The 22,919-nt window shown below is 62.3% G+C and carries 21 protein-coding genes; 19 read left to right on the plus strand and 2 right to left on the minus strand.

All coding sequences use genetic code 11. The features are described 5' to 3' along the window. The first annotated feature begins 2 nt into the window (after window positions 1-2). From GTW23_RS00070 to GTW23_RS00115, 10 genes are read left to right on the plus strand one after another with little or no spacing between them, the layout of a single operon-like run. Window positions 3-746, plus strand: coding sequence for an ABC transporter ATP-binding protein (locus tag GTW23_RS00070; RefSeq protein ID WP_252914141.1), 744 nt, complete (start codon window positions 3-5; stop codon window positions 744-746). After that, a complete protein-coding gene (locus GTW23_RS00075; RefSeq protein WP_252914142.1) occupies window positions 746-1,441 on the plus strand; it encodes an ABC transporter ATP-binding protein in 696 nt (231 codons plus the stop codon). The genes GTW23_RS00070 and GTW23_RS00075 overlap by 1 nt, the downstream gene beginning before the upstream one ends. 3 nt (window positions 1,442-1,444) lie before the next feature. Then, on the plus strand, window positions 1,445-2,068 hold the full coding sequence (locus tag GTW23_RS00080) for an ATP-binding cassette domain-containing protein (protein WP_252914143.1): 624 nt from the start codon (window positions 1,445-1,447) through the stop codon (window positions 2,066-2,068). Continuing rightward, complete coding sequence (locus GTW23_RS00085) at window positions 2,065-2,385, plus strand: cupin domain-containing protein (protein WP_252914144.1); 321 nt, start codon at window positions 2,065-2,067, stop codon at window positions 2,383-2,385. The genes GTW23_RS00080 and GTW23_RS00085 overlap by 4 nt, the downstream gene beginning before the upstream one ends. Further along, entirely contained in the window at window positions 2,378-3,379 is a 1,002-nt protein-coding gene (locus GTW23_RS00090) for a Gfo/Idh/MocA family protein (RefSeq protein WP_193217353.1), read from the plus strand. Before GTW23_RS00085 ends, GTW23_RS00090 begins: the two co-directional genes overlap by 8 nt. After that, the gene (locus GTW23_RS00095) at window positions 3,376-4,194 is read left to right on the plus strand and encodes an SDR family NAD(P)-dependent oxidoreductase (protein WP_152010531.1); all 819 of its coding nucleotides are present in this window, start codon (window positions 3,376-3,378) and stop codon (window positions 4,192-4,194) included. Before GTW23_RS00090 ends, GTW23_RS00095 begins: the two co-directional genes overlap by 4 nt. Then, a complete protein-coding gene (gene araD, locus GTW23_RS00100) occupies window positions 4,191-5,912 on the plus strand; it encodes an L-arabinonate dehydratase (RefSeq protein WP_252914145.1) in 1,722 nt (573 codons plus the stop codon). The genes GTW23_RS00095 and araD overlap by 4 nt, the downstream gene beginning before the upstream one ends. Before the next feature lie 15 nt (window positions 5,913-5,927). Next, window positions 5,928-7,367 carry an NAD-dependent succinate-semialdehyde dehydrogenase gene (locus GTW23_RS00105; RefSeq protein WP_252914146.1) on the plus strand — a complete coding sequence of 480 codons (1,440 nt, stop codon included), beginning with the start codon at window positions 5,928-5,930 and terminating at the stop codon, window positions 7,365-7,367. A 1-nt stretch (window position 7,368) separates the two neighbouring features. Next, window positions 7,369-8,157, plus strand: coding sequence for an HpcH/HpaI aldolase family protein (locus tag GTW23_RS00110; RefSeq protein ID WP_252914147.1), 789 nt, complete (start codon window positions 7,369-7,371; stop codon window positions 8,155-8,157). 31 nt (window positions 8,158-8,188) lie between these two features. Then, a complete protein-coding gene (locus GTW23_RS00115; RefSeq protein WP_252914148.1) occupies window positions 8,189-8,641 on the plus strand; it encodes a secondary thiamine-phosphate synthase enzyme YjbQ in 453 nt (150 codons plus the stop codon). 20 nt (window positions 8,642-8,661) lie between these two features. Here the strand turns inward: GTW23_RS00115 and GTW23_RS00120 are convergent, their stop codons facing one another. Further along, on the minus strand, window positions 8,662-9,075 hold the full coding sequence (locus GTW23_RS00120; protein ID WP_152010526.1) for a MarR family winged helix-turn-helix transcriptional regulator: 414 nt from the start codon (window positions 9,073-9,075) through the stop codon (window positions 8,662-8,664). 103 nt (window positions 9,076-9,178) lie between these two features. On the opposite strand from GTW23_RS00120, the gene GTW23_RS00125 reads away from it, so the two are divergent. The 8 genes from GTW23_RS00125 to GTW23_RS00160 all read left to right on the plus strand — a co-directional run bounded on the left by GTW23_RS00125 (window position 9,179) and on the right by GTW23_RS00160 (window position 20,154). Beyond that, window positions 9,179-10,303 (plus strand): substrate-binding domain-containing protein, encoded by a 1,125-nt coding sequence (locus tag GTW23_RS00125; RefSeq protein WP_252914149.1) that lies wholly within the window; start codon window positions 9,179-9,181, stop codon window positions 10,301-10,303. Between the two features lie 139 nt (window positions 10,304-10,442). Continuing rightward, window positions 10,443-12,038, plus strand: coding sequence for a flotillin family protein (locus GTW23_RS00130; protein WP_252914150.1), 1,596 nt, complete (start codon window positions 10,443-10,445; stop codon window positions 12,036-12,038). Between the two features lie 57 nt (window positions 12,039-12,095). Continuing rightward, window positions 12,096-13,316, plus strand: coding sequence for an urea ABC transporter substrate-binding protein (locus GTW23_RS00135; RefSeq protein ID WP_252914151.1), 1,221 nt, complete (start codon window positions 12,096-12,098; stop codon window positions 13,314-13,316). 79 nt (window positions 13,317-13,395) lie between these two features. Further along, entirely contained in the window at window positions 13,396-14,262 is an 867-nt protein-coding gene (locus tag GTW23_RS00140; RefSeq protein ID WP_252914152.1) for a branched-chain amino acid ABC transporter permease, read from the plus strand. Beyond that, on the plus strand, window positions 14,262-15,299 hold the full coding sequence (locus GTW23_RS00145; protein WP_252914153.1) for a branched-chain amino acid ABC transporter permease: 1,038 nt from the start codon (window positions 14,262-14,264) through the stop codon (window positions 15,297-15,299). The genes GTW23_RS00140 and GTW23_RS00145 overlap by 1 nt, the downstream gene beginning before the upstream one ends. After that, entirely contained in the window at window positions 15,292-16,008 is a 717-nt protein-coding gene (locus tag GTW23_RS00150; RefSeq protein ID WP_252914154.1) for an ABC transporter ATP-binding protein, read from the plus strand. Before GTW23_RS00145 ends, GTW23_RS00150 begins: the two co-directional genes overlap by 8 nt. After that, window positions 16,008-18,374, plus strand: a complete 2,367-nt coding sequence (locus GTW23_RS00155; RefSeq protein WP_252914155.1) for an amidase — start codon at window positions 16,008-16,010, stop codon at window positions 18,372-18,374. Before GTW23_RS00150 ends, GTW23_RS00155 begins: the two co-directional genes overlap by 1 nt. A 148-nt stretch (window positions 18,375-18,522) precedes the next feature. Further along, on the plus strand, window positions 18,523-20,154 hold the full coding sequence (locus tag GTW23_RS00160; RefSeq protein WP_252915537.1) for an AMP-binding protein: 1,632 nt from the start codon (window positions 18,523-18,525) through the stop codon (window positions 20,152-20,154). 168 nt (window positions 20,155-20,322) lie between these two features. On the opposite strand, the gene GTW23_RS00165 is transcribed toward GTW23_RS00160, so the two are convergent. Then, the gene (locus tag GTW23_RS00165) at window positions 20,323-21,141 is read right to left on the minus strand and encodes a sugar phosphate isomerase/epimerase family protein (protein ID WP_252914156.1); all 819 of its coding nucleotides are present in this window, start codon (window positions 21,139-21,141) and stop codon (window positions 20,323-20,325) included. Window positions 21,142-21,345: 204 nt separating this feature from the next. On the opposite strand from GTW23_RS00165, the gene GTW23_RS00170 reads away from it, so the two are divergent. Next, complete coding sequence (locus GTW23_RS00170) at window positions 21,346-22,815, plus strand: alkaline phosphatase family protein (RefSeq protein ID WP_252914157.1); 1,470 nt, start codon at window positions 21,346-21,348, stop codon at window positions 22,813-22,815. Window positions 22,816-22,919: the final 104 nt, after the last annotated feature.

Consider the following 22,919-nt stretch of genomic DNA (forward strand, 5'->3'; position numbering starts at 1 on the left):
GCATGGCGCTCTTTGTTGCCGAAAACCTCCGCAAACGCTTCGGCGCTCGGGTGGTCCTGGAAAACATCAGTCTTTCCATCGAGGAAGGCAGCGTGCATGGGATCATGGGCCCCAACGGCGCGGGCAAGACGACCTGCTTCCACGTTCTGACCGGTCATCACAGGCCTGACGGCGGGCGGATCACCTTCGACGGCAGGGATATCACGGGCAAGAAGCCGCACCAGATCGCGCGGCTTGGCGTTTCGCGCTCGTTCCAGATCATGAACCTGTTCGATGACACAGTGGTGATCGAAAATGTCATCCTGGCGCTGAAGCAATTCCGCAGGAACGGCATGAACCTGCTGCGCGATGTCTTCAGTGACACGAAGCTGATCGACCAGGCGATCGATGTGCTCGACCAGGTCGGCCTTGCGCATCGTGCCTGGGAAAAGGCGGCGGAGCTTCCCTACGGCGAACGCCGGGCGCTCGAGATCGCGGTGGCCCTCGCCCCCGAGCCGCGGATCGTGTTCCTGGACGAGCCGACATCGGGTCTGGGAACGGAGGCGACGCGGGCGCTGGCGGTGCTGATCCGCAAGCTTCGCGCCCGCTACACCATCGTGCTGATCGAGCATGACATGCGTTTTCTCTTCGATCTCGCCGACCGGATCTCTGTGATCCACTGGGGCCAGGTCATCGACGAAAACACGCCCGATGAATTGCAGTCCAACAAATGGGTAGCGCGCTCGGCGTTGGGGGAGGTGGCCTGATGCTGAGGGTCGAAAACATCGAGACATTCTACGGCGAGACCCAGGCTCTGTTCGGCACCAGCATCGAGGTTGGCGCGGCTGAAGTTGTCACCCTTCTGGGCCCCAACGGGGCGGGCAAGACCACGACGATCCGGTCGATCCTGGGGCTATCGCATCCGCGGTCCGGCCGGATCAGCTTTGATGGGCAGGACCTCACCCATATGCCCCCGCACCGAATATCGCGGCTCGGGATCTCCTGGGTGCCCGATGACCGCCGCGTTTTTCCTTCGCTTAACGGAAAGCGCAATCTGGCGCTCGGTACACGCAAGACCCGGTTCCGCAGCTGGACGGAAGCCGAAGTGGTCGAAATCTTCCCGGCGCTGGAACACCTGCTCAACCGCGAGTGCGAGAACATGTCGGGCGGCGAACTGCAGATGGTCGCGATCAGCCGGGCACTGCTCGGCTCTCCCGGGCTTGTCCTGTTCGATGAGCCAAGCCAGGGGCTCGCTCCGAAAATCGTGCAGGACGTGATGCGGACCGTATCGCGGTTGAAGGCTGCAGGCATTTCCAGCCTGATCGTCGAGCAAAATGCGCTGGCGGCGCTCGAGGTTTCCGACCGCGTCTACGTGATGGACCGCGGGCGGATCCTTCACGAGGGGGCCGCACAAGAGCTTTTGGACAACGCGCCGCTGCGTCGACGCCTGATCGGGATGTGAACGATGACCGCAATGCTTGAAGTCCGGAACCTTGAAAAGATCTACACCAAGAGCCGCTTTGACCGGACGCCGACCTTTCGACTGACGGCGGATTTCACCGTCGAAAAGCCGGGAATCGTGGGAATGATGGGTCCGAACGGATCCGGCAAGACCACCTTGTTCGAACTCATTACCGGGTCAAACGCGCCCACCTCTGGTGAGGTTGCCGTCTCGGGCCGCAACATTCACAAGGTTCGGACCGATCAGCGCGACCGCCTGGCGATTCACTATCACCAGTCCTACCAGGTGCGGCACTTCCGGTCCTGGAAACCCAATGTGATGATGGAACCCGCGGGCTCGGACTATCCGATGCTGCATCTGTTTGACGAACCGCAATTCAATACCCAGGACGGCTATATCGGCTTCATGCTCGATTTCTTTCGCCGCCTGCGCGAGGAGGGCCGTCTCGTGTTCCTCTGCGTTCACCCCAATGAGCGGTTTCACCTCGAGATTGTCGAAGAGATCTGCGAGAGCTTCGTCTTCGTCAACAAGGGCAGCGTGACATCCCTGCCGGACTACGCCTCGCTTCTCGCCCACGAGCCCGCGCGTGCCTATCTGGGCGATCTGCTGACGGAGTGCGCGGCATGAGCAAGGTGTTTCAAATGGGCGCCTATGTCCCTCCGGTTTCTGAGAATGCCGTGGCCGTGGATTTCCCGGGCTTTTCTTTCGGCGTCTTCCGCGATCCGGCCGGGCAGGTGTGGGCCGATTTCATCCACGACACCGATGAATTCGTCGTCGTCGCCGAAGGCGAGATGGAGATCGAGGTTGCCGGAGAAGTTGCCCAATGCTGTCCGGGGGATCTGGTGAAGATCCCGGCCGGCGCCAGCCACAGCCTTCGGACGTCGATGAATGGCGGCAGCGTCTGGTATTACGGCTATGGCAGGTTCGGAGGCAATCATGACTGACGGCTTGCGCGTTGCGCTGGTGGGCTGCGGTCTCATCAGCCTTTATCATCTGAGGGCCTGGCAGGCCGCCGGCGCTGAGATCGTCGCACTCTGCGATATCGATCTGGCAAAGGCGGAAGCGCGCGGGGCGGAATTCGGGGTGACGCGTCTCCACACGGACGCGGCGGAAATGTTCAGGCAGGGCGGTTTCGACGCGGTGGACATCGCCGCCTCGGTTGGCGCCCACGCGCCGGTTGCGCGGATGGCGGCGGATCATGGTGTGCATATCATGTGCCAGAAACCGTTGACCGAAACGGTGGCCGAAGCGGAAGAACTGATCGCCTATGTCGGTGAGCGGGTGCGTTTCATGGTGCATGAGAACTACCGGTTCCGGCCCCACTACATGACCGTGCGGCGCTGGATTGCCGAAGATCGTATCGGCACGGTCCGGCATGTGCAGATTTCCTGCCGCGGATCGGGGCTGTGCCCGCGCGAAGACAATGTGCCCTTCCTTATCGAGCGTCAGCCCTATCTCACCGGCTTCCGCCGGAATCTGGTTTTCGAAACAATGATCCATCATCTCGATGTGCTGCGCTGTCTGTGCGGGCCGTTGAAGGTGATCGCGGCACGGCTGAACACACTGGCTGAAGGACTGCCGGGGGAGGATACGGCGGCGATCCTTCTGCAAGGACGGGACGGGCTCATCGCGACGGCGGATGGCTGTCTCGTCGCGCCGGGCTATCCTGAGCTGCATGGCGACCGGCTCGAGGTGATTGGAGCCAAGGGCACCATCGTTATGGAATTGAACAAGACGTACCTGGTTGGCGCCGAGGAAACTGCCGAAGAAGTGGATCTGCCTGGCCGCTACCAGGAGTGCTTCGACACGATCATGGCGGACTTCGTTCGGGGCCTGCGCCAGGGAACAGAATTCGAGACCGATCGGCTCGACAATCTTGAAACATTGCGGCTCATGGAAAGCGTCTATCAGGCTGCAGGCTTGGAGATCACAGAATGAATCAGGCAACAAGCCTCACACCCGCAGTCGACACCGAGCGGCTTGACCGATTGTTCGATGTGAAGGGATTGCGGGTTTTTGTGCCTGGTGGCTATGGCGCAATCGGTGAAGCGGTTGCCACTGGGATGGCGCGCCGCGGCGCCGTCGTCACGATCGCGGGGCCGTCGCCTGACAAGGCCAGAGCACTGGCCTTGAGCCTGGGAGACAACGGTGCCACAGCACACGGAATTGCGCTCGACGCCAGCAATGTAGCCGACATCATGCGCGCCACCTCCGAGGCTGTCGGACTGATGGGCGGCATCGACGTGCTGGTCAATTGCGTCGGCATCCAGCGTGAACAATCGATTCTGGAGGTTACCGAAGAGACATTCGACGAGGTCTACGAGACCAATCTCAAATCGGCGATGTTCATGGCCCAGGCCGTGGCGCGAGACCAGATCGAACGCGGCAACGGCGGGAGGCAGATTCATCTGTTGTCGGTTCGCTCGCAACTTGCGTTGCGCAACCGGGGCTATTCCGCCTATTGCGCTACCAAGGGCGGCCTGGTGATGCTGGTCAAGCAGCATGCCATGGAACTTGCGCCCTATGGCATCACAGTCAACGGGGTCGCGCCGACATTCATCCAGTCGGACCGCATCCGCGCGCATCTTGATGATCCGGCATTCCGCAAATTCATGCTCGAGCGAAATCCCTTGGGGCGTATCGGAGACCCGGTCGAGGTTGTCGGCCAGGTCATCACCATGGCCGCTCCGGCGGGCAGCTACATGACCGGCCAGGTGGTCTACATAGACGGCGGGGTCACGGCATCACAATGAAACGGAACTTGCGCTCCGCACGCTGGTTCGAACCGGACGATCTGCGCGGATTCGGGCACCGGTCCCGGCTCATGCAGATGGGGTATTCGAAGGAAGACTGGCACGGCCGGCCGGTCATAGCCATCGTCAACACCTGGTCGGATATCAATCCCTGCCATGCCCATTTCCGGAGCCGAGTGGAAGACGTAAGGCGCGGCGTGCTCCAGGCCGGCGGGTTTCCGATCGAGCTGCCGGCGCTGTCGCTGAGCGAGAATTTCGTCAAGCCGACGACGATGCTCTACCGCAATCTTCTGGCGATGGAGACGGAGGAGCTTCTGCGCTCGCACCCCGTGGATGGGGCTGTCCTGATGGGTGGCTGCGACAAGACAACACCGGGGCTGCTGCTGGGAGCGATCAGCATGGATCTGCCCTGCATTTTCCTGCCGGCCGGCCCGATGTTGCGGGGCAATCTGCGCGGCGAGGTGCTGGGTTCGGGCGCGGACACGTGGAAATACTGGGACGAGCGCCGTGCCGGCAAGATCGGGATCGAGGAGTGGCAGGGTGTCGAGGCAGGTATCGCCCGGAGCTATGGCCACTGCATGACGATGGGCACGGCCGCAACGATGACCGCGCTGGCGGACGCTTTGGGACTGTGCCTGACCGGTTCATCTTCCATTCCTGCGGCGGATGCGAACCACATCCGTATGGCCGCGGCCTGCGGACGCCGCGCTGTGGAAATGGTCAACGACGATCTGCGTCCCTCCAGCATTCTCACCCGGGCATCGTTTGACAATGCGCTCAATGTCGCCATGGCGATGGGATGTTCAACCAACGCCATCATTCACCTGATCGCCCTGTCGCGCCGGGCCGGGTTCCCGCTGACGCTTGTTGATTTTCACGCAGCCGGGCATCGCGTGCCGGTGCTGGCCAATATCCGCCCGTCGGGCGAGCGCTACTTGATGGAGGATTTCTTCTATGCCGGCGGGCTGAAGGCATTGATGGCACAAATGGGGGACCTGCTGGATGGCACGGCGGCAACCGTGACGGGACAGAGCCTCGGGGCCGAAATCGCCGGCGCTGAAACCTATCTGCCCGATGTCATCCGCAGTCTCGACAACCCGGTGTCCCTGGAGCCGGCAATGGCGGTTCTGCGCGGCAATCTGGCGCCGCAGGGCGCGGTGATGAAGCCCTCAGCGGCAGATCCGCGACTGCTCAGCCATCGCGGCCCGGCGCTTGTGTTCGACAGCTATGCCGACATGAAAGCGCGGATCGACGATCCAACTCTCAACGTGACGGCGGACACGGTGCTGATCATGCGCGGCGCCGGGCCGCAGGGCGGACCGGGCATGCCGGAATGGGGCATGTTGCCGATCCCCAAATACCTGCTCGAGCAGGGCGTGCGCGATATGGTTCGCATCTCGGACGCCCGCATGAGCGGCACCAGCTACGGGGCCTGCATCCTGCATGTTTCGCCCGAAGCCCATGTCGGCGGGCCGCTGGCGCTGGTGCGGACCGGCGACATCATCGCAGTCGATGCCCGGGCAGGACGCATTGACATGGAGGTGCCCGAGGACGAACTGGCCCACCGCCGCGCGGCCTGGTCCGCTCCGGCCGGAAAGGCGGGGCGCGGGTATGGCTGGGTTTATGCGCAGCACATCCTGCAGGCCGACCAAGGCTGTGATTTCGATTTTCTGGAAACCGGGTTCGGGGCTTCCGCGCCCGAGCCGGAAATTCTCTGACCGACAGGTGAAAAGATGACCAAGATGCAGCCGAAACTCCTGATAAACGGCGAGTTCAAAAACCGTGGCCAGGCAGATGCCATCCCGGTGATCAACCCCTGCAACGGCGAGACGCTTTGGGAGCAGCCGGCCTGCGGACCGGACGATGTGGCCGAAGCGCTGGCCCATGCCCGCGCGGCGCAGGCGAGCTGGTCGAAGGTGCACGGATGGGAGCGTGGCCGTATCCTGCGGGCTGTGGCATCCGAGATGCGCGCGCGCACGGATGCCATTGCTTCCGCGCTCTCGATGGAAATCGGGCGGCCGATTTCCCAGGCGGCCGGTGAGGTCGGGGCCGCGATCGAGCAGTTCGAGTGGTTTGCAGGCGAGGCCGAGCGGCTGTTCGGAGACGTGATCGCCTCGCGGCAGGGCGGACGGCTTCTGACCGAGCATGAGCCAGTCGGTATATGCGCTGCCTTCACGGCGTGGAACTTCCCGGTCAACCTGCCGGTGCGCAAGATCGCGCCCGCGCTGGCCGCCGGCAATGTCATTCTCGTTCGTCCCTCCGAGCAGGTGCCGATGACCTCCACGCTGATCGCTGAAGCCTGCGTCGCCGGCGGCGTGCCGGCGGGCGTCGTGCAGTTGTTGCTGGGAAGGGCAGCAGACGTGTCGGCGCCGATCATGGCGGCCAACGAGGTCCGCAAGATCTCGCTGACCGGTTCGACCCGGGTCGGGCAGATGCTGATGGCGGAGGCTGCCAAAACCGTCAAGCGCTGCTCAATGGAACTGGGTGGGCATTCTGCCGTGGTTGTCTGTGCGGATTCGGACGTCGAGGCCGCCGCCGCCCAGTGCGCGTTGTTCAAGTTCCGCAATGCCGGACAGGTCTGCATCGCGCCAAACCGCTTCTATGTCGAGGAGAGCGTGTCGGAGAGGTTTCTCGCCAGGATGCAGGCTGACGCGGAGGCGCTGGTGCTCGGCGACAGCCAGGACCGGGCAACCACAATGGGACCTCTGACGCTGGCCTCGGGACGTGACAAGGTCGAGCGGCTGATCGCCGACGCGATCGGGCATGGCGCCCGTCTGGTCACCGGTGGCAAAAGGCCGGAAGGGCGCAACAGCGGATATTTCCTGGAGCCGACGGTTCTCGGAGATGTTCCAGATCATGCCGCCATCATGTCGGAGGAGCCGTTCGGGCCAGTCGCGCCCGTGGCGAGTTTCTCCGATCTCGATGAGGCCATCGAGCGTGCCAATTCAACCCCTTACGGCCTCGCCGCCTATGCCTTCACCTCCAGCCAAAGCAAGGCCGACACCCTGTCGCGCGGACTGCATGCGGGGATGGTCGGCATCAATACCTTCATGGTTGCCCATGCCGAAGCACCCTTCGGCGGTGTAGATCACTCCGGAATGGGCCGGGAAGGCGGGCGCGAGGCGATCCGCGATTACCAGAATACAAAGTTAACTCACATGATGGCGGTTTGAGATGATGACCAATTCCATCAATAAGCTGCACGGGATCTGGGCCGAGGGGCGGTGCGCTCTCAATGGCTGGATTGCCGCCCCGTCGGCGATAACGGCCCAGGCAATGGCCGCCGCCAGGTGGGACGCCCTGACCGTCGACCTGCAGCACGGGACTGCCGACTACCACGACCTTCTGACCCTGTTGCCCATCATCGAAGCCTCCGGGTCTTCGCCGCTGGTGCGGGTGCCCTGGCTGGATGAGGCGATCATTATGCGGGTGCTCGATGCCGGCGCCATGGGCGTCATTGCGCCGATGATCGAAACCCCGGACCAGGCCGCGCGCCTCGTTGCGGCCTGCCGTTATCCGCCCGAGGGCGGGCGCAGTTTTGGCCCCGTGCGCGCGCGCCTTTCCTGGCCAGGGGATTACTCGGTCGCTTCGGCAAATGCCTCGGTGCTGGCATTTGCGATGATCGAAACCCGCGCAGCCGTAGAGGCGGTCGACGACATCGTCGCCGTGCCCGGGCTGTCGGGCATTTACATCGGACCCAGCGACCTGGCGCTGAGTTACGGCCACCCGCCCCGGTTTGATTCCGAGGTCGCTGAAATCGTGGAATTGATCGCGCTCATTCGCCGCAAGACCTCCGAGGCCGGGATCCGGTGTGGGCTTCATTGCGGATCATCTGCCTACGCGGTCAAGGCCGCAGGCTGGGGCATGGACCTGGTCACCGTTGGGTCTGATGCGCGCTTTGTGGAGGCCGGTGCCGCCGAAGCGACGACCGCCTTTCGAGCCGGTCTGGCCGTCCAGCGATGAAGCGAATTGGCCCATTTGCGAGGATGGATTGATGCAACAGTTCTTTTTCGAAGTGAAAATCCAGACTCAAGGCAAGTCGCTTACGCCTATCGACGACCTGCTGGCGCAGGAGATCCAGACCCGCGGGCTTGACGCAGGACTCCTGACGATCTGGTGCAAGCATACGGGAGCGTCTCTCCTGGTACAGGCGAATGCGGACGACGATGTTAAGGCCGATATTCTCACCTTCTTCGATGATCTGGTCCCCAAGAACCCGGGGCGTTACCGTCACAAGCCTGATCAGCCAGACAACGCACCGTCGCATCTTCGGGCGCTTCTGACGCAAACCCAGATCTCGCTCCCGGTCCGCGACGGATTGCTGCCGCTCGGCGACGTGCAGAGCCTGTATCTCTTCGAGCACCGCGAGGCCTCGAAAACACGCCGGCTGTTGGCCCATTACATTGGTGACGCACTACCTGATGAGACTAATTTTTTGGTGATGTGAATGGCTGGCATTGCCAAGAGCTACATCAACCGGCCGAGAATGTTGTTGAGCTTGGCCACTTCGCTTTCTCCGAGCAAGCTGCAGATCGCCTCGTCCTGGCTCTGGACGACGCCGCGGACTTGCGCCATCCGCTTGCGCCCCAGGTCGGTGAGCATCAGGTTGACCTGCCGCTGATCGGTCTTGCCGGCCTGGCGGTGAACGAGCCCCTCCATGACCATGCGGTCGACCATCTTGGTCAGCGTCGGCGGGTTCATCAGCACGATCCTGGCGAGTTCCCCCATGGTCTGGCTCGGCTCAGCGTCCAGCGTCTCGAGCACGCGCCAGACCTCCACCTGCACACCATGTTCCTTCAGCGCAGCCGTCAGCGACTGGTGCACGGCCCGGTGCGCAGCCGCCAGCGTATAGGAGATATAGGAGTCGATCGGGTTCTTCATGGTTCATCCAAGTGTCAGGTTGCATAGAAAATAGTTGACTTGGAAAATAATTTCAATTGCAATGACAAAAATCCCTCAAGCACGGCTGATAGGGGACACGTGCATGGAGTTTTCCCGGACCGCAGTGGCATTTCCGGCAGAGTTGAACGACCTTCGCGACTGGGCTTCGGTAAGCTCGGCGGGCTTTTATCGCGTCGCGCTGCTGATCCCGATGTGCGGTTCGGCCGGGATCTGGGCGCCGTCCTGCATTTCCTCGGCTCAGTTGGCGGTTGAAGAGATCAACCGGCGCAACGGCATCGCCGGTCGCCAGGTGCAATTGATCATGATCGATTCAGCGCTTGAGGCGAAGGTTCCGGTCGAGGAGATCGTCAACGACCTGATCGAGACCAACGCCATAGACGCGATCGTCGGCATGCACATCAGCGCCATCCGCCAGCGGCTGAGCAAGGTCGTGCGGCAGCGGGTGCCCTATGTCTACACGCCGCTTTACGAAGGCGGGGAGAACACGCCCGGGATCTTTGCCATCGGCGAGACGCCGCATGAGCAACTGGGGCCGGCGATCGAAACGTTGCAACAGCAGTTCCGGCCGAAGCGCTGGGCGTTGATCGGCAATGACTATGTCTGGCCCCACACATCGCATTCCTATGCCAAGACCAAGCTGAAGGAACTGTCCGTCGGGCTTTGCTATGAACGGTACCTGCCGTTTGGCGTGCGCAACATGTCGCACTATATCGACGAGATTGCCCATTCCGGTGCGGAGGCGCTGCTGATCTCGCTTGTCGGCCAGGACGCAGTGACCTTCAACCGGGCATTCGGGGCGGCGGGACTGGATGGCAAGATGATCCGGCTGTCATGCTGCATCGAGGAGAATGGCCTGCTCGCCTGCGGCGACCGCAACCTCAAGCGGTTCTTCTCATCTGCGAGCTATTTCGGGTCGCTTAGAACCGAGGGCAACTGCGCCTTCAAGGAAAGCTATTATGGTTTGCACGGCGACAAGGCCCCGGTGCTCAATGTGATCGGGCAGTCGACCTATGAGGGTGTTCACTATCTGTCGGCGTTGATGGACGACAAATCTGGCGATTGGCGAGAGCGTAATATGCTTTCGGGGTCGGCTTTCCGCTATCGAAGCGTGAAGCGTGCTTTCTCTCTGAAACGGCCGGTAGCACGCGCCCCGATTTATCTTGCTCGCGCTGACGGAATCATGTTCGAGGTGATAAAGCAAATATAAATCATATAGATACCAATTAATTTGAATTGGAAAACAAAATACTTGAAAAGGAAAATAAAATTCTCCATGGTTGTATGACGCCGATACCCCCGGTCCAAAAAGGGGGACGGCGACCGTCATGCCTCAGGGGGATTTTGCCTTGGTCTGGTTTTTTTCGCTGCTCGCTCTTGCGCTTCTGCTGATCATCGCGATCTGGTTCCTGCAGCGCTATTATGCCAAGGCGACACTGGACACCGCGCTTGTCCGTACCGGACTGGGGGGCAAGCGTGTCGTCATCGATGGCGGCTGTTTCGCCTTGCCGATCCTGCACCAGATCCAGCGTGTCTCGATGGGGTCGGTGACATTTCCCGTCCATCGCAAGGGCCGTGAATCGCTGTTGACGAAGGATCAGCTGCGCGCCGATGTCGAAATGGAATTCGAGCTCCGGGTCGAGCCGACGGCGGAAGGCATCGCCACCGCCGCGCAGGTTCTGGGGATGCGGATCGCTCGCGGCGGCGACGCCATCCGCGAGGTTGTCGGCGGCGCCCTGATCAACGCCATGCAGGATGCCGCCGCCCGGCGTAACCTGGCCGACATCCACCTCGACCGTTCCGGCTACACGGCGGAAGTGACACAGGCGGTGGCCGAGCATGCCGCGCGTCTGGGACTTGCCATGGTTTCGACTTCGCTGGTCAGCGTCGATCAGAGCGATCTGAGCCAGCTCAACGAAAGCAACGCCTTCAACGCGCAAGGCATGCGGCGGCTCGCCGAGATGGTTGCCGAACAGCGCAAGGCGCGGATCAAGGTCGAAACCGAGACCGAGATCGCCATCCGCGAGAGCCGGCTGGCGCAGCACCAGAAGCAGCTGGAGCTGCAGCGCGCCGAGCAGGAAGCCGAAATCGCCCAGCAGGAACATCTCAAGCGCATGCAGTCTGAAGCCCGGGCGCGGTCGGACCAGGCCGAGGCGCAGGCCGAGTTTGCCACCGAACAGGCGCGGATCGAGAAGACGCAACGGGTCAAGGCGGCCCAGGTCGCCAATGACGAGGCGCTGCGGCGCGCGGAGATGGCGGCAGTCCTCGCACTTGAGGAAACGCGGATTGAAAACGAGGTCCAGCTCGCCAAGCGGCGGATCGAGGAAGCCTCGACCAAGGCCGCGGAAGAAGATGCGCGTGCACAGGTGCTGCTCGCAGCCGAACGAGTGCAGGTGCAGAAGGAGCGCGCCATCGTCGAGCGCGAGCAGGAGATCTCCAATCTCAGGCAGAAGAAGGATCTCGCCCTCGAAGACGCGCGCGTCCAGAGCGATGTGGGCACCATGCTGGCAAAAGCGAAGGCCGAGGCCGAGGTCGCCCGGTCCCTCGCGGAAACGGAACAGCGGCGGATGGAAGCCGAGGCTGCCGGACGCCATGCCCTCAATCAGGCCGAGAATACACTCAGCGAATCCGTGATCCGGATGCGGCTGGAGGAGCGCAAGCTCGATCGCCTGCCGGAAATCATGACCCAGATGATGAAGCCGGTCGAAAAGATCGATTCTATACGCATCAACCAGATCAGCGGCATGGGCAGCGGTGGTGCCTCCGGCGGCGGCAACGGCGTCGACAATGCCTTCGGCGCCGCGATGGACCAGATCCTCGGAATGGCCGTGCGGCTGCCCGCGATGAAGCAGATGGGCGAGGAAATCGGGCTGGATTTCGATGCCAACCTGGCTGGCCGCACCGCCGATTACGCCCAGAGAACCAAGCAGAAAGACAAAGACTGAGACCACCCGTCCCGGGTGCCCGACCGCAACTCAACCATTTCACGGAAGGAATACGACATGTCGATCAACAGACGCCATTTTCTTGCCTCCGCCGCCGCTGCAACCGGCGCTATCATGCTGCCGCGCGCCGTGATGGCCGCCGATACGATCAAGCTCGGCTCGGTGCTTGATGTTTCCGGTATCTTCGACGCCTATGGCAAGCCGATGGACATGGCGATGCGGCTTGCCGTCAGCCAGATCAACGCTGCCGGCGGGTTGCTCGGCAAGCAGGTCGAGGTCGTCGGCTACGACACCCAGTCCGACATGGCGCTCTATTCGCAATATGCCCAGCAACTGGTCCGGGAGGACAAGGTGGACGTGGTGCACGGCGGCATCCTGTCGGCTTCGCGTGAGGCGATCCGCCAGACCCTGCACAAGAACAAGACGCTCTATTTCTACAACGTGCTTTACGAAGGCGGCGTCTGCGACCGCAACATCTTCATCAACGGCGTAACTCCGGCCCAGCAGGCCGAGGCACTGGTGCCCTATGCCATGGGCAAGTCCGGCAAGAAGGTCTACATCGTCGCCGCCGACTACAATTACGGACAGATCACCGCACGCTGGCTGCAGAAATTCGTCGCCGACAATGGCGGCGAGACGGTGGGTGTCGACTTCTTCCCGCTCGATGTCTCGGATTTCGGCTCGACCATCGCCAAGATCCAGACCGCCGGTGCGGACCTGGTTATCGCGCCGCTGGTCGGCGGGGCGCATCTGTCGTTCTTCCGTCAATGGGCGGCAGCAGGCATGAAGGACCGGATTGCTCTGGCGTCGACCACCATGGGTGTCGGCAATGAGCACAAGGTGCTGACCGCCGAAGAGGGCAACGGCATCATGGTTGCCTATAATTACAGCCAGGAGCTCGATACGCCTGAGAACGCTGCGTTCAAGGAAGCCTGGGTTGCAGCCGGTGGTGACGCCGGCGGTATGCACGAACTGGCGGTGTCGAACTATCACGGTGTGCTCACCTGGGCTGAAGGTGTGCGTATTGCCGGAACACTGGAGCGCGACGCGGTTGTGGAGGCACTGGAAACCGGCGTTTCCATCACAGGTCCCGGCGGCAAGGTCACGGTCGACCCGAAGACTCATCATGCCGTTCTCGATGTTCACCTGATGGAAGTCGAGAACCAGGGGATGCGCGTCGTCGAAACGCTGCCGCAACGCCAGCCGATCGACACCCAGGCTGTCTGCGATCTTGGCGCCAATCCGGACGACAACACCCAGTACGAAATCCAGATCTGACACCCTCCCAAGGTCAGGGAGGGGCCGCCGGTCGCGCGGCCCCTCCATTCCCATTGCGATCTTCCAAGGCCACCCGTTCATGGATCTGGTATTCGTCATCATCGTCGAAATGCTCTACGCGGTCGCCTCGCTGGTGCTGATCAGTGCGGGTCTCGCCATCGTGTTCGGCATGATGAAGATCATCAATCTGGCGCATGGCGAGTTCATGATGATGGGCGGCTATGTGACGATCACGGCGGTCACGCTGGGCGCCAATGTCTTTGTCGCCATGCTCATCATCGCCCCGGTGGTTGTCGGCCTGATCGGGCTGGTGGTCGAGCGGCTGGTGATCCGGCATCTCTATGGCCGGCTGGTCGACACGATGCTGGCGACATGGGGATTGAGCCTGTTCTTCATCGGACTGGCGACCATGATCTTCGGCAACACGACAACGGGAATCTCCACGCCGATTTCAGGGTTCACGGTCGGAAACTACCAGGTCAACGGCTACAACTTCTTTATCATCCTGATCGCGATCGTGTTGCTCGGGCTCATGTATGCGGTGCTCAAGGGCACACGGCTGGGGCTGATCGCGCGCGGTGCGATGCAGCTGCCGGACATGGCCGCGGCACTCGGCTACTCTCCGGAACGCATCTACATGGCGACATTCTTCTGCGGCTCGGCGCTGTCGGGGCTCGCGGGCGCGATCCTGGCGCCGCTGGTCGGCCTGGTGCCGACATCGGGCGGAGCCTACATCGCCAAGGCCTTCATCACGGTGATTGCCGGCGGTCCTTCGCTGATCACCGGATTGATGGCCAGTTCAGGTCTCTTCGGCTTCATCAGCCAGATCTTCACGTTTGCGGTCTCGCCGGTGATGGGCGAAGTGGCGCTGCTGGTGGCCGCGGTGGTGCTGCTTAGGTTGCTGCCGCAGGGTGTGACCGGCAAGTTCTTCCGGGGACGTCTGTGATGGCTTCCTTCTGGGCAAAAGAGGTTCCGGCCACCATAATCGTCGCGGCCCTGCTGATCTGGATCATGCCGATGATGATCGGCACCTATACGCTGACAGTGCTCCTGATCTACGGCATGCTCGGTTTCAGCCTTGGCCTGATCTGGGGCTTCGGCGGGATCCTGTGCTTCGGCCAGGCGGCGTTCTTCGGGCTCGGGGCCTACACCTATGCCATCGCCGCTATCAATATCGGCGACAGCACCATTCCCATGCTGCTTGCGGTTCTGGTCCCGGCCGCTTTCGCCGCCCTGCTCGGCGCCATGATGTTCTACGGCCGTCTGACGGACGTCTATCTCGGCGTGATCACGCTGGTAGTGACGCTGATCCTGTTCAAGTTCATCAGTTCGACCGCCGGCCCGGAATACGTGATCGGCAAGGCGCGGCTCGGCGGCTTCAACGGTATCCCCGGTTTCCAGACGCTGAATGTGCCAGGGCGGCCGAATGACTACATCTACGGCGATCCGTATTTCTATTTCTGCGCCGTGCTGCTGCTGATCGTCTATCTGCTGGTCAGCTGGCTGCTGAAATCATCCTTCGGGCGCGTGGCTGTCGGGATTCGCGAGAACGAGGTTCGCGTGGCGCTGATGGGCTATGACGTCAGTGCGCGAAAGACCGTGCTTTTCGCGATCGGCGCCGCGATCGCCGGGCTGGCGGGCGGGCTGTTTGCCAATTGGGGCGAGATCGTTACGCCCAATCTGTTCAGTCTCGGCCAGTCTGCCGAGATCATCATCTGGTGCATCGTTGGTGGTCTGGGCACGCGCATCGGCCCGATCGTCGGGGCAGCCGGGCTTGCCTATCTCAAGTTCCTGCTCGGCCAGCAGAGCATGATCGACAACACGCTCCTGACCGGCATCATTCTTGTCCTGTTCGTGCTGTTCCTGCCGAAGGGCCTCGTTCCGGCTATCGCGTCTCTCTGGCGGATCAGTTTCGGGCAACGCCGCCAGCTGCCACGGCACGGTGCGCGCCGCATTCGCAGCGGGGGCGCCAGGCATGGCTGAAATCGTACTTGAAACGGCGGGGTTGACGATGCGGTTTGGCGGTGTGGTCGCCACCGACAATGTCGATTTCAAATTGAGGGCCGGAGAGCTGCGCTGCCTGATCGGCCCGAACGGGGCCGGGAAGTCGACCTTTTTCAAATGCGTCACAGGGCTGCTGACGCCCACCGGCGGCCAGGTGTTCATGCGCGGGCACGAAACCACCGGCTGGAACCCGCGCCAGGTCGCAGCCCTTGGCGTGGGCATCAAGACACAGGTGCCCAACCTGATGGACGGGCTCGATGTGCACGAGAACATCTGGATGGCGGCGCGGCGGTTCCTGCCGATGCAGGATGCGATGCGCAAGGCGTCCGAGGTGATCGAGCGACTGGCCCTTGGTCCGATCGCGCGAACGGAACTCGGACGACTGGCGCATGGCGAGCGGCAGCGGGTCGAACTGGGTCTGGTGGTTGCCGGTGATCCCTGGCTGGTGCTGCTTGATGAACCCGCAGCCGGGATGAGCGCCGACGATGTGGAACGTATGAGCGACATCATCCGCGAAATGACCCGCACCGCGGCGGTGGTGATCGTCGAGCACGACATGCAGTTCATCCGCTCGATCGCCAGCACCGTGACCGTGTTCCATCAGGGTGCGGTGCTGATGGAGGACCACGTCGACCGGGTCATGGCGGATCCCACGGTCCGCAACGTCTACCTGGGAAAGAAAGCCTGATGATGGCCGAGGAGCGGAAGACCTGCCTGGATATCAAGAGCCTGTCGGGAGGCTACGGCAAGGTGCCGATCCTGCACGGGATCGAGTTTTCGGTGGCGGAGAACGAGGTCGTCGGCATTCTCGGCCACAATGGCATGGGCAAGTCCACCCTGCTCAAGACCATCATGGGATTCCTGCCGGCGAGTTCGGGCACGGTCCGGTTCCACGGCGTCGAGATCACCCGCCTGTCGCCTTATGAGCGGGCAGGGCTCGGCATCGGTTATGTGCCGCAGGGCCGCGGAATTTTCCCGCAGCTGAGTGTGCGCGACAATCTCCGTTTTGCCTGGCACGACTATTCCGGCGGCGGCGAGGAGGAAGTGATCGAAGCCGTGCTCGCCGACTTCCCGCGGCTGGCGCGGCTGCTTGACCGCATGGGCGGCGCGCTGTCGGGCGGCGAACAGCAGCTCCTGGCTTTGGCCCGAAGCCTGATGGGCGATCCGGAATTCCTGCTGCTGGACGAGCCGACGGAGGGTATCCAACCTTCGATCATCGAGGAGATGTCGGAAACCCTGTTGCGCCTGCGCGAACGGCGCGGTCTGTCGATCCTGCTGGTCGAGCAGAATTTCGACTTCATCGCCGATCTGTCGGACCGGGTCCTGGTGCTCGAACGCGGGCGGATTGCCGGTGAACTTTCCAAGGCCGAGCTGGCCGATCAGGCGAAGGTCGACCAGTTCCTGGGTTTCGGCGCCGCGCGCTCGACGCGTGGCACTGCGACGGGAACCACGCGTGCAGGACCGGCCCCGGCGCCCAGGCCCCCGAGCCAGCAGCAAATCGCCCATCCTGCTCCCATCACCCCCCAGCCCTTGGTGACAAGCATGACAATCAAACGCCCCAGTCTTTCGCAGATGCGCGCCATGGCGAGCCGTTTCGGCATGAACCTGACGGATACGGAACTCAGCGAGTACAGCCAGATCATGGAGCCCTACATCCAGGCCTATGACCGGCTCGACGCCATTCCCGATAATCTGCCCGAAGTGCGCTATCCGCGCTCGCCCGGGCGGTTTCCGGATCCAACGGAAAACCCGCTCAATGCCTGGTATGTCAAGACGGAAGTGCGCGGCGCACCCGACGGACCGTTGCGCGGCAAGCGCATCGCACTCAAGGACACGATCTGCCTGGCCGGCGTGCCGATGATGAACGGATCGTCGATCATGGAGGGCTATACGCCCGAGATCGACGCCACCATCGTCACGAGGATGCTCGATGCCGGCGCCATCATTGCCGGAAAGGCGCATTGCGAGAACTTCTGCTTGTCCGGTGCCTCCCACACCAATGCCAAGGGGCCGGTGCACAATCCCTGGAAGCGTGGCTACATGGCCAACGGCTCTTCCAGCGGATCGGCAGCACTTGTCGCGACGGGTGAGGTGGATATGGCGATCGCGGGCGACCAGGGCGGCTCGATCCGACTGCCGTCCTCGGCCTGCGGCGTCTATGGCATGAAGCCGACCCATGGATTGGTGCCCTATACAGGTGTCATGCCGGTGGAGATGACCATCGATCATGTCGGTCCGGTCACGTCGACGGTTGCCGACAATGCGCTTCTGCTCGAGGTGCTGGCTGGCGAGGACGGGCTTGATCCGCGCCAGTACAATCCAAAGGTTTACCGTTACACAGAAGCCCTTGGCCGTGGCGCGCAGGGACTGCGGATCGGTATCCTGAAGGAAGGGTTTCGCCGGCCCGAGAGCGAGGCGGATGTCGACGAAAAAGTGCTGGCCGCCGCCAACCGTTTCCGGCAACTGGGCGCCATGGTCGAGGAGATTTCCGTGCCTGAGCACACTCTTGCGGTTGATTGCTGGACGGCGATCACCGTGGAAGGCATGCAGGACCAGATGATGCACGGCAACACCGGCGGCACCAATTACCGCGGCCTGTTCCTGCCATCGATGATCGACCAGATGTCGCAATGGCGCAACCGTGCCGACGAGCTCAGCCATTCCCTGAAAACCTGCATGTTCCTCGGCGAGCATTTCCAGACCCAGTACCGGGGCCGGTTCTATGGCAAGGCCCAGAACCTGATGCGCCGCGTCAACGAGAAATATGCGGAGGCACTCAAACGCTTCGACGTGCTGCTGATGCCGACCATGCCGATGAAGCCGCAGGAAATTCCGCCTGCGGACTGTTCAATCAGCCTTTACGTTCAACGGGCCTTCGAGATGATCGGCAATACCGCTCCTTTCAATGGCGGTCTGCCGGCAATGAGTGTCCCTTGTGGCTTGAGTGAAGGCTTGCCAATCGGCATGATGCTGGTGGGACCGAGTTTCGGCGAGATGAAGATTTACCAGGCGGCGCACGCCTTCGAACAGAGCGAAGACTGGCGCAGCATGTGAGGGGGAAACGATGTCGATTCTGAACGAGAGCCTTGCAGGAAAACTTTCCGAACTGGGCCGGACCACCAGCCCACAGTCGGCGGAATCGACGGCGCCGGAGAACGATCTCTCCTATGTTCGCGGCAGCACCCATCTGCCTTTGCGCTACATGACCATTCCGCAATTGCTGCGCGAGGCCGTCTCGCTGTTCGGCCCGCGTGAGGCGATCATATGCCCGCAGCAGGATATTCGCCTCAGCTACTACGAGTTTGACCGCGCAGTTGACGAACTGGCGTCCGGCTTTCTCGCTATGGGGCTTGAGAAAGGTGACCGCATCGGTATCTGGTCGCCCAATCGCTACGAGTGGGTGCTGACCCAGTTCGCCACGGCACGGATCGGCCTGGTGCTGGTCAACATCAACCCGGCCTACCGGCTGTCGGAGCTGGAATACGCGCTCAACAAGGTCGGCTGCAAGGCGCTGGTGACAGCGCGTGCGTTCAAGACCTCCAACTATCTCGAGATGATCACGACGCTGGCGCCCGAGATCGCCGATTGCGAACCCGGCCGGTTGCGGGCTGAAAGGCTGCCGCAGCTGCGCGCGGTGATCGTGCTTGGTGAGGTCAGCGAACCGGGCCTGTTTTCGTTTGACCGGGTGAGGACGCTTGGCGGTCCGGCGCAGCAGTTGCGGCTGCCGACGATCGAGGCGGAGCTCGGTCCGGATGACGCCATCAACATCCAGTTTACCTCTGGCACGACGGGCCACCCCAAGGGCGCGACGCTGTCGCACTACAACATCGTCAACAATGCCCGCTACGTCACCGACCGCATTGCGCTGACGGAAAGCGACCGGCTGTGCATTCCGGTGCCGCTCTACCATTGCTTCGGCATGGTCATGGGTGTGCTGGGCGCCGTTAGCAAGGGTGCCGCCATGGTGTTTCCGGGCGAGGCCTTCGATCCGGTGACGACGTTGTCCGCGCTCGAAGCCGAACGCTGCACCGCCGTCTATGGCGTGCCTACCATGTTTGTCGCCATGCTCGAGGAGCTCGACCGTTCACCGCGCAACCTGGCGCAGCTGCGGACGGGGATCATGGCCGGGGCGCCGTGTCCGGTGGAAGTGATGCACCGGGTGATGGAGCGGATGCACATGCGCGAGGTGACGATCTGCTACGGCATGACCGAGACATCGCCGGTATCGTTCCAGAGTTTTACCGACGACCCGGTCGACAAGCGCTGCGAAACCGTCGGCCGCATCCATCCGCATCTCGAGGTCAAGATCGTCAATGATGACGGCCGGATCGTGCCGGTCGGCGTTCGCGGCGAACTCTGCACCCGTGGCTATTCGGTGATGAAGGGTTACTGGGACGACCAGGAGAAGACCGTCGAGGCAATCCGGGACGGATGGATGCACACCGGCGATCTGGCCGTGATCGACGAGCAGGGCTTCTGCGCCATCGTCGGGAGGGTCAAGGACATGATCATTCGCGGCGGCGAGAATGTCTATCCGCGCGAAATCGAGGAGTTTCTCTTCCGCCATCCGAAGATCTCGGAGGTTCAGGTGTTCGGAGTGCCGGACGACAAATATGGCGAGGAGGTCTGCGCCTGGGTGGTAGCCAAGCCGGGCGCCAGCCTTGACGGGGAAGAACTCAGGGCCTTCTGCAACGGCCAGATCGCGCATTACAAGATCCCCAGATATATCCGGGTTGTCGATGCCCTGCCGATGACGATTACCGGCAAGCCGCAGAAGTTCATCATGCGCGAGCAGATGCAGGAAATGCTGAAGCAGGATGGCGTCCGAGGCTGACCCGGCATAGCAGAACCGGCCTGCAGTCTCCCGGTCGCGAGGGGCCGCTGGCGGTTAGCTTCACGTGTCCGCGGGAGATAGCGGCGGCGGGGCCAACCTTGACCGGAATCTGTTTTTGCAAGAGCCGGGATTTTAGCTTTCCCGGCCCCTGCTGGTTCTTTGTTGAGCCTACTGTCCAAGTCCGAGGGATTGCAGATAGGCAACGGAGGCCGGAATCTTGGTCTTGTCGCGGATCTCGACGATCAGGCGCGGATTGGAAGTCAGTGTGCCGAGAGCGGCAAAGAACGGATGCCAGCGGATGATGCCCTCGCCGAGGCTCCAGTGGCGGTCGGCGTAACCGTCGGCGTCCTGCAAGTGGACATGCTGCAGCAGGTTGCCCGCGGCTCCGACATAGTAGTCGACCGGCGGTGCGCCGGTGGAGCCATGGGCGTAGCAGGCATGGCCGGTATCGATCGATACGGCGATGGCCTCGGACTGGAAGCTTTTCACCAGTTCCACCCGGGCATGCGGATCGACATCCTCGATGTTTTCCACCACCAGAACGCAGCCCATGTCTTCCGCGCGTTTGACGATCTCGCCAATGGCGTCATGGGTTCGCTCCACGACCGAGGCGCGGGCATTCGGCAGGTTGTCGAGATTGTTGTAGTCCCATGTGGAGTAGGGCGAGTGGATGACCATCTGGTTGGCGCCGACCGCCTCGCAGACATCGAGGCCCTGGTGAAACCGCTTGCGCACGATGGCGCGGACATCGGGATCCTGCGACGCGATGTTGAAGCCCCAGAACGGGCCGTGAATGCCAATGCGGCCCTCGTGACCGTCAAGCAGCTTGCGGGCGTGCGCCGCCACGGAAGCCCAATCGCCATTGAGCAGGCTGGCGTCAAAGAAGTCCTGAATCTCGATGTCGCGCGGCAATTCACGCATGAAATCATAATGGGTTTCGTAAGTGGCGATCGTCATCGCCGCGCCGATTACAGGCAAATCACTCATGGCCGGACCTTCTCCTGATTGGGCGAGGGCGATCGGGCCCCGCCTGCGTGATCGGCTATAGCGCCGCGCATACGACAGGCGGATATCAGAACGGTGACGGATCGATGAAGGTTGGCGGAGATCGGGAGTTATCATGCGTCTGTAGCATGTCTGTCGCATTGCGGGTGCATGCTTGCCGGAGGTGGCAAACAGGAGACGAAGGCAGTGTCAACCCAGGTCGCGCGCGTGGTGATTGCCGTATTCGACGGACTTCGGCCAGACCGCATTTCAGAGCAGCTAACACCCAACCTGCACCGCTTCGTGACCGGCGGGCTTTGGTACCGGGAAGCCCGCTCGGTGTTTCCTTCGATGACCCGTGTTGCCACCACCAGTTTTGCGACCGGATCGCACCCGAGCCAGCATGGCGTGGTCAACAACGCCTTCTTTCATCCGGCAATCAGCGGCGGAGAGCCGCTCGACACCTCGCGCGCCGCCCACATCAGGGCCGCCAATGCCTGGCATGACGGTGAATTTGTCGAGGCCAAGGGCCTCGGCTGCGCACTGGCCGCCGCCGGCAAGAGGTTGGCTGTCGTGCATTCAGGATCGGCCGGCTCGGCCTGGCTGCTCAACCATCGCGCCATGGAGCATGGTCACTGGACGTTCTCGATCCACGGTCGGGATCACACCGATACGCCTGAAGCCGTTGACCAGTCGGTCGAGCGCTTTGGCCCGCTTCCCGGCGGCAAGGCGCCAAAGCTCGACGAGGCCTCCTACGCCACGCGGGTGCTGACGGAGCTGGTCTTGCCCGACGTGAAGCCGGATGTCGCCATCATATGGTTTTCAGAGCCCGACACCTCCTATCACTTCCACGAGATCGGCTCTCCCGAATCCAACTTGGCGACTGCTCATGTCGATGCCTGTTTCGGCAAGATCGTCGATGCCGTCCGCGATTCGGACCAGGCGGACGAGACGTTGGTGATCGTCATGAGCGATCATGGCCAGATCTCGACGACGTCGGCTTTCGATCTTGTCGGCGCGCTCAGGGAAAACGGCTTTGCCGCCGGATGCCGGGCCGAACCGGGCGTCGAGGTGCTGGTGACGCCGGGATCCGCTGCCGGGCTGAGCCTGATTGCTGAGGACATGTCGCGGCTCCAGGCTCTTGGGGCCGCGCTGATGGGCATGCCGGAAACAGGGATGTTGTTCTGTGGGGCCGACGAGAACGGAGAGCCGGTCATCAACGGTGCGTTCGATCGCGCCCTGGTTGGCGCCGATCATCCCCGTTCGCCGGACCTTTACTGGGTCGGACGGTCGTCGAACGAGGCCGATCAGCACGGGTTGGCCGGCGCCGGCATCTACACAACCGGCGTCAATGTGCCGGTCGGCGGCGGCATGCATGGCGGCCTCAATCCCTTCGAGATGAATACGCTGCTTGCCTTTGGCGGCGCCAACATGCCCGCAACCTGCGTCAGCGATCACGCCAATCTGACGGATATCGTTCCGACCGTGCTGGCTGTTCTGGGCGTTGACCGGCCCGCCACGATGACAGGCGTGCCTCTCGATCAAGTGCTTGGAAAGCAGGCTCCCGAAACACGGCAGGTCCGTCTCGAGGCTGGGACTGGCGATTTCAGGCAATATCTCGTCCTTGGCTCCGCCGAGGGACGGCAACGCATGGCGTTGAGTGGCGGTCGCATCTGAAAGCAGGGATCACCGCCTGTGGCGGTGTCTGTGCATTGTCATCAAAAATTTACCAAGACGAATCCTGACCGTCACATCCCGCCGTTACCTGTGCCCTTGTCTTT

The sequence above is a fragment of the Parahoeflea alexandrii genome (assembly GCF_024105735.1).
Taxonomy (GTDB): domain Bacteria; phylum Pseudomonadota; class Alphaproteobacteria; order Rhizobiales; family Rhizobiaceae; genus Hoeflea; species Hoeflea alexandrii.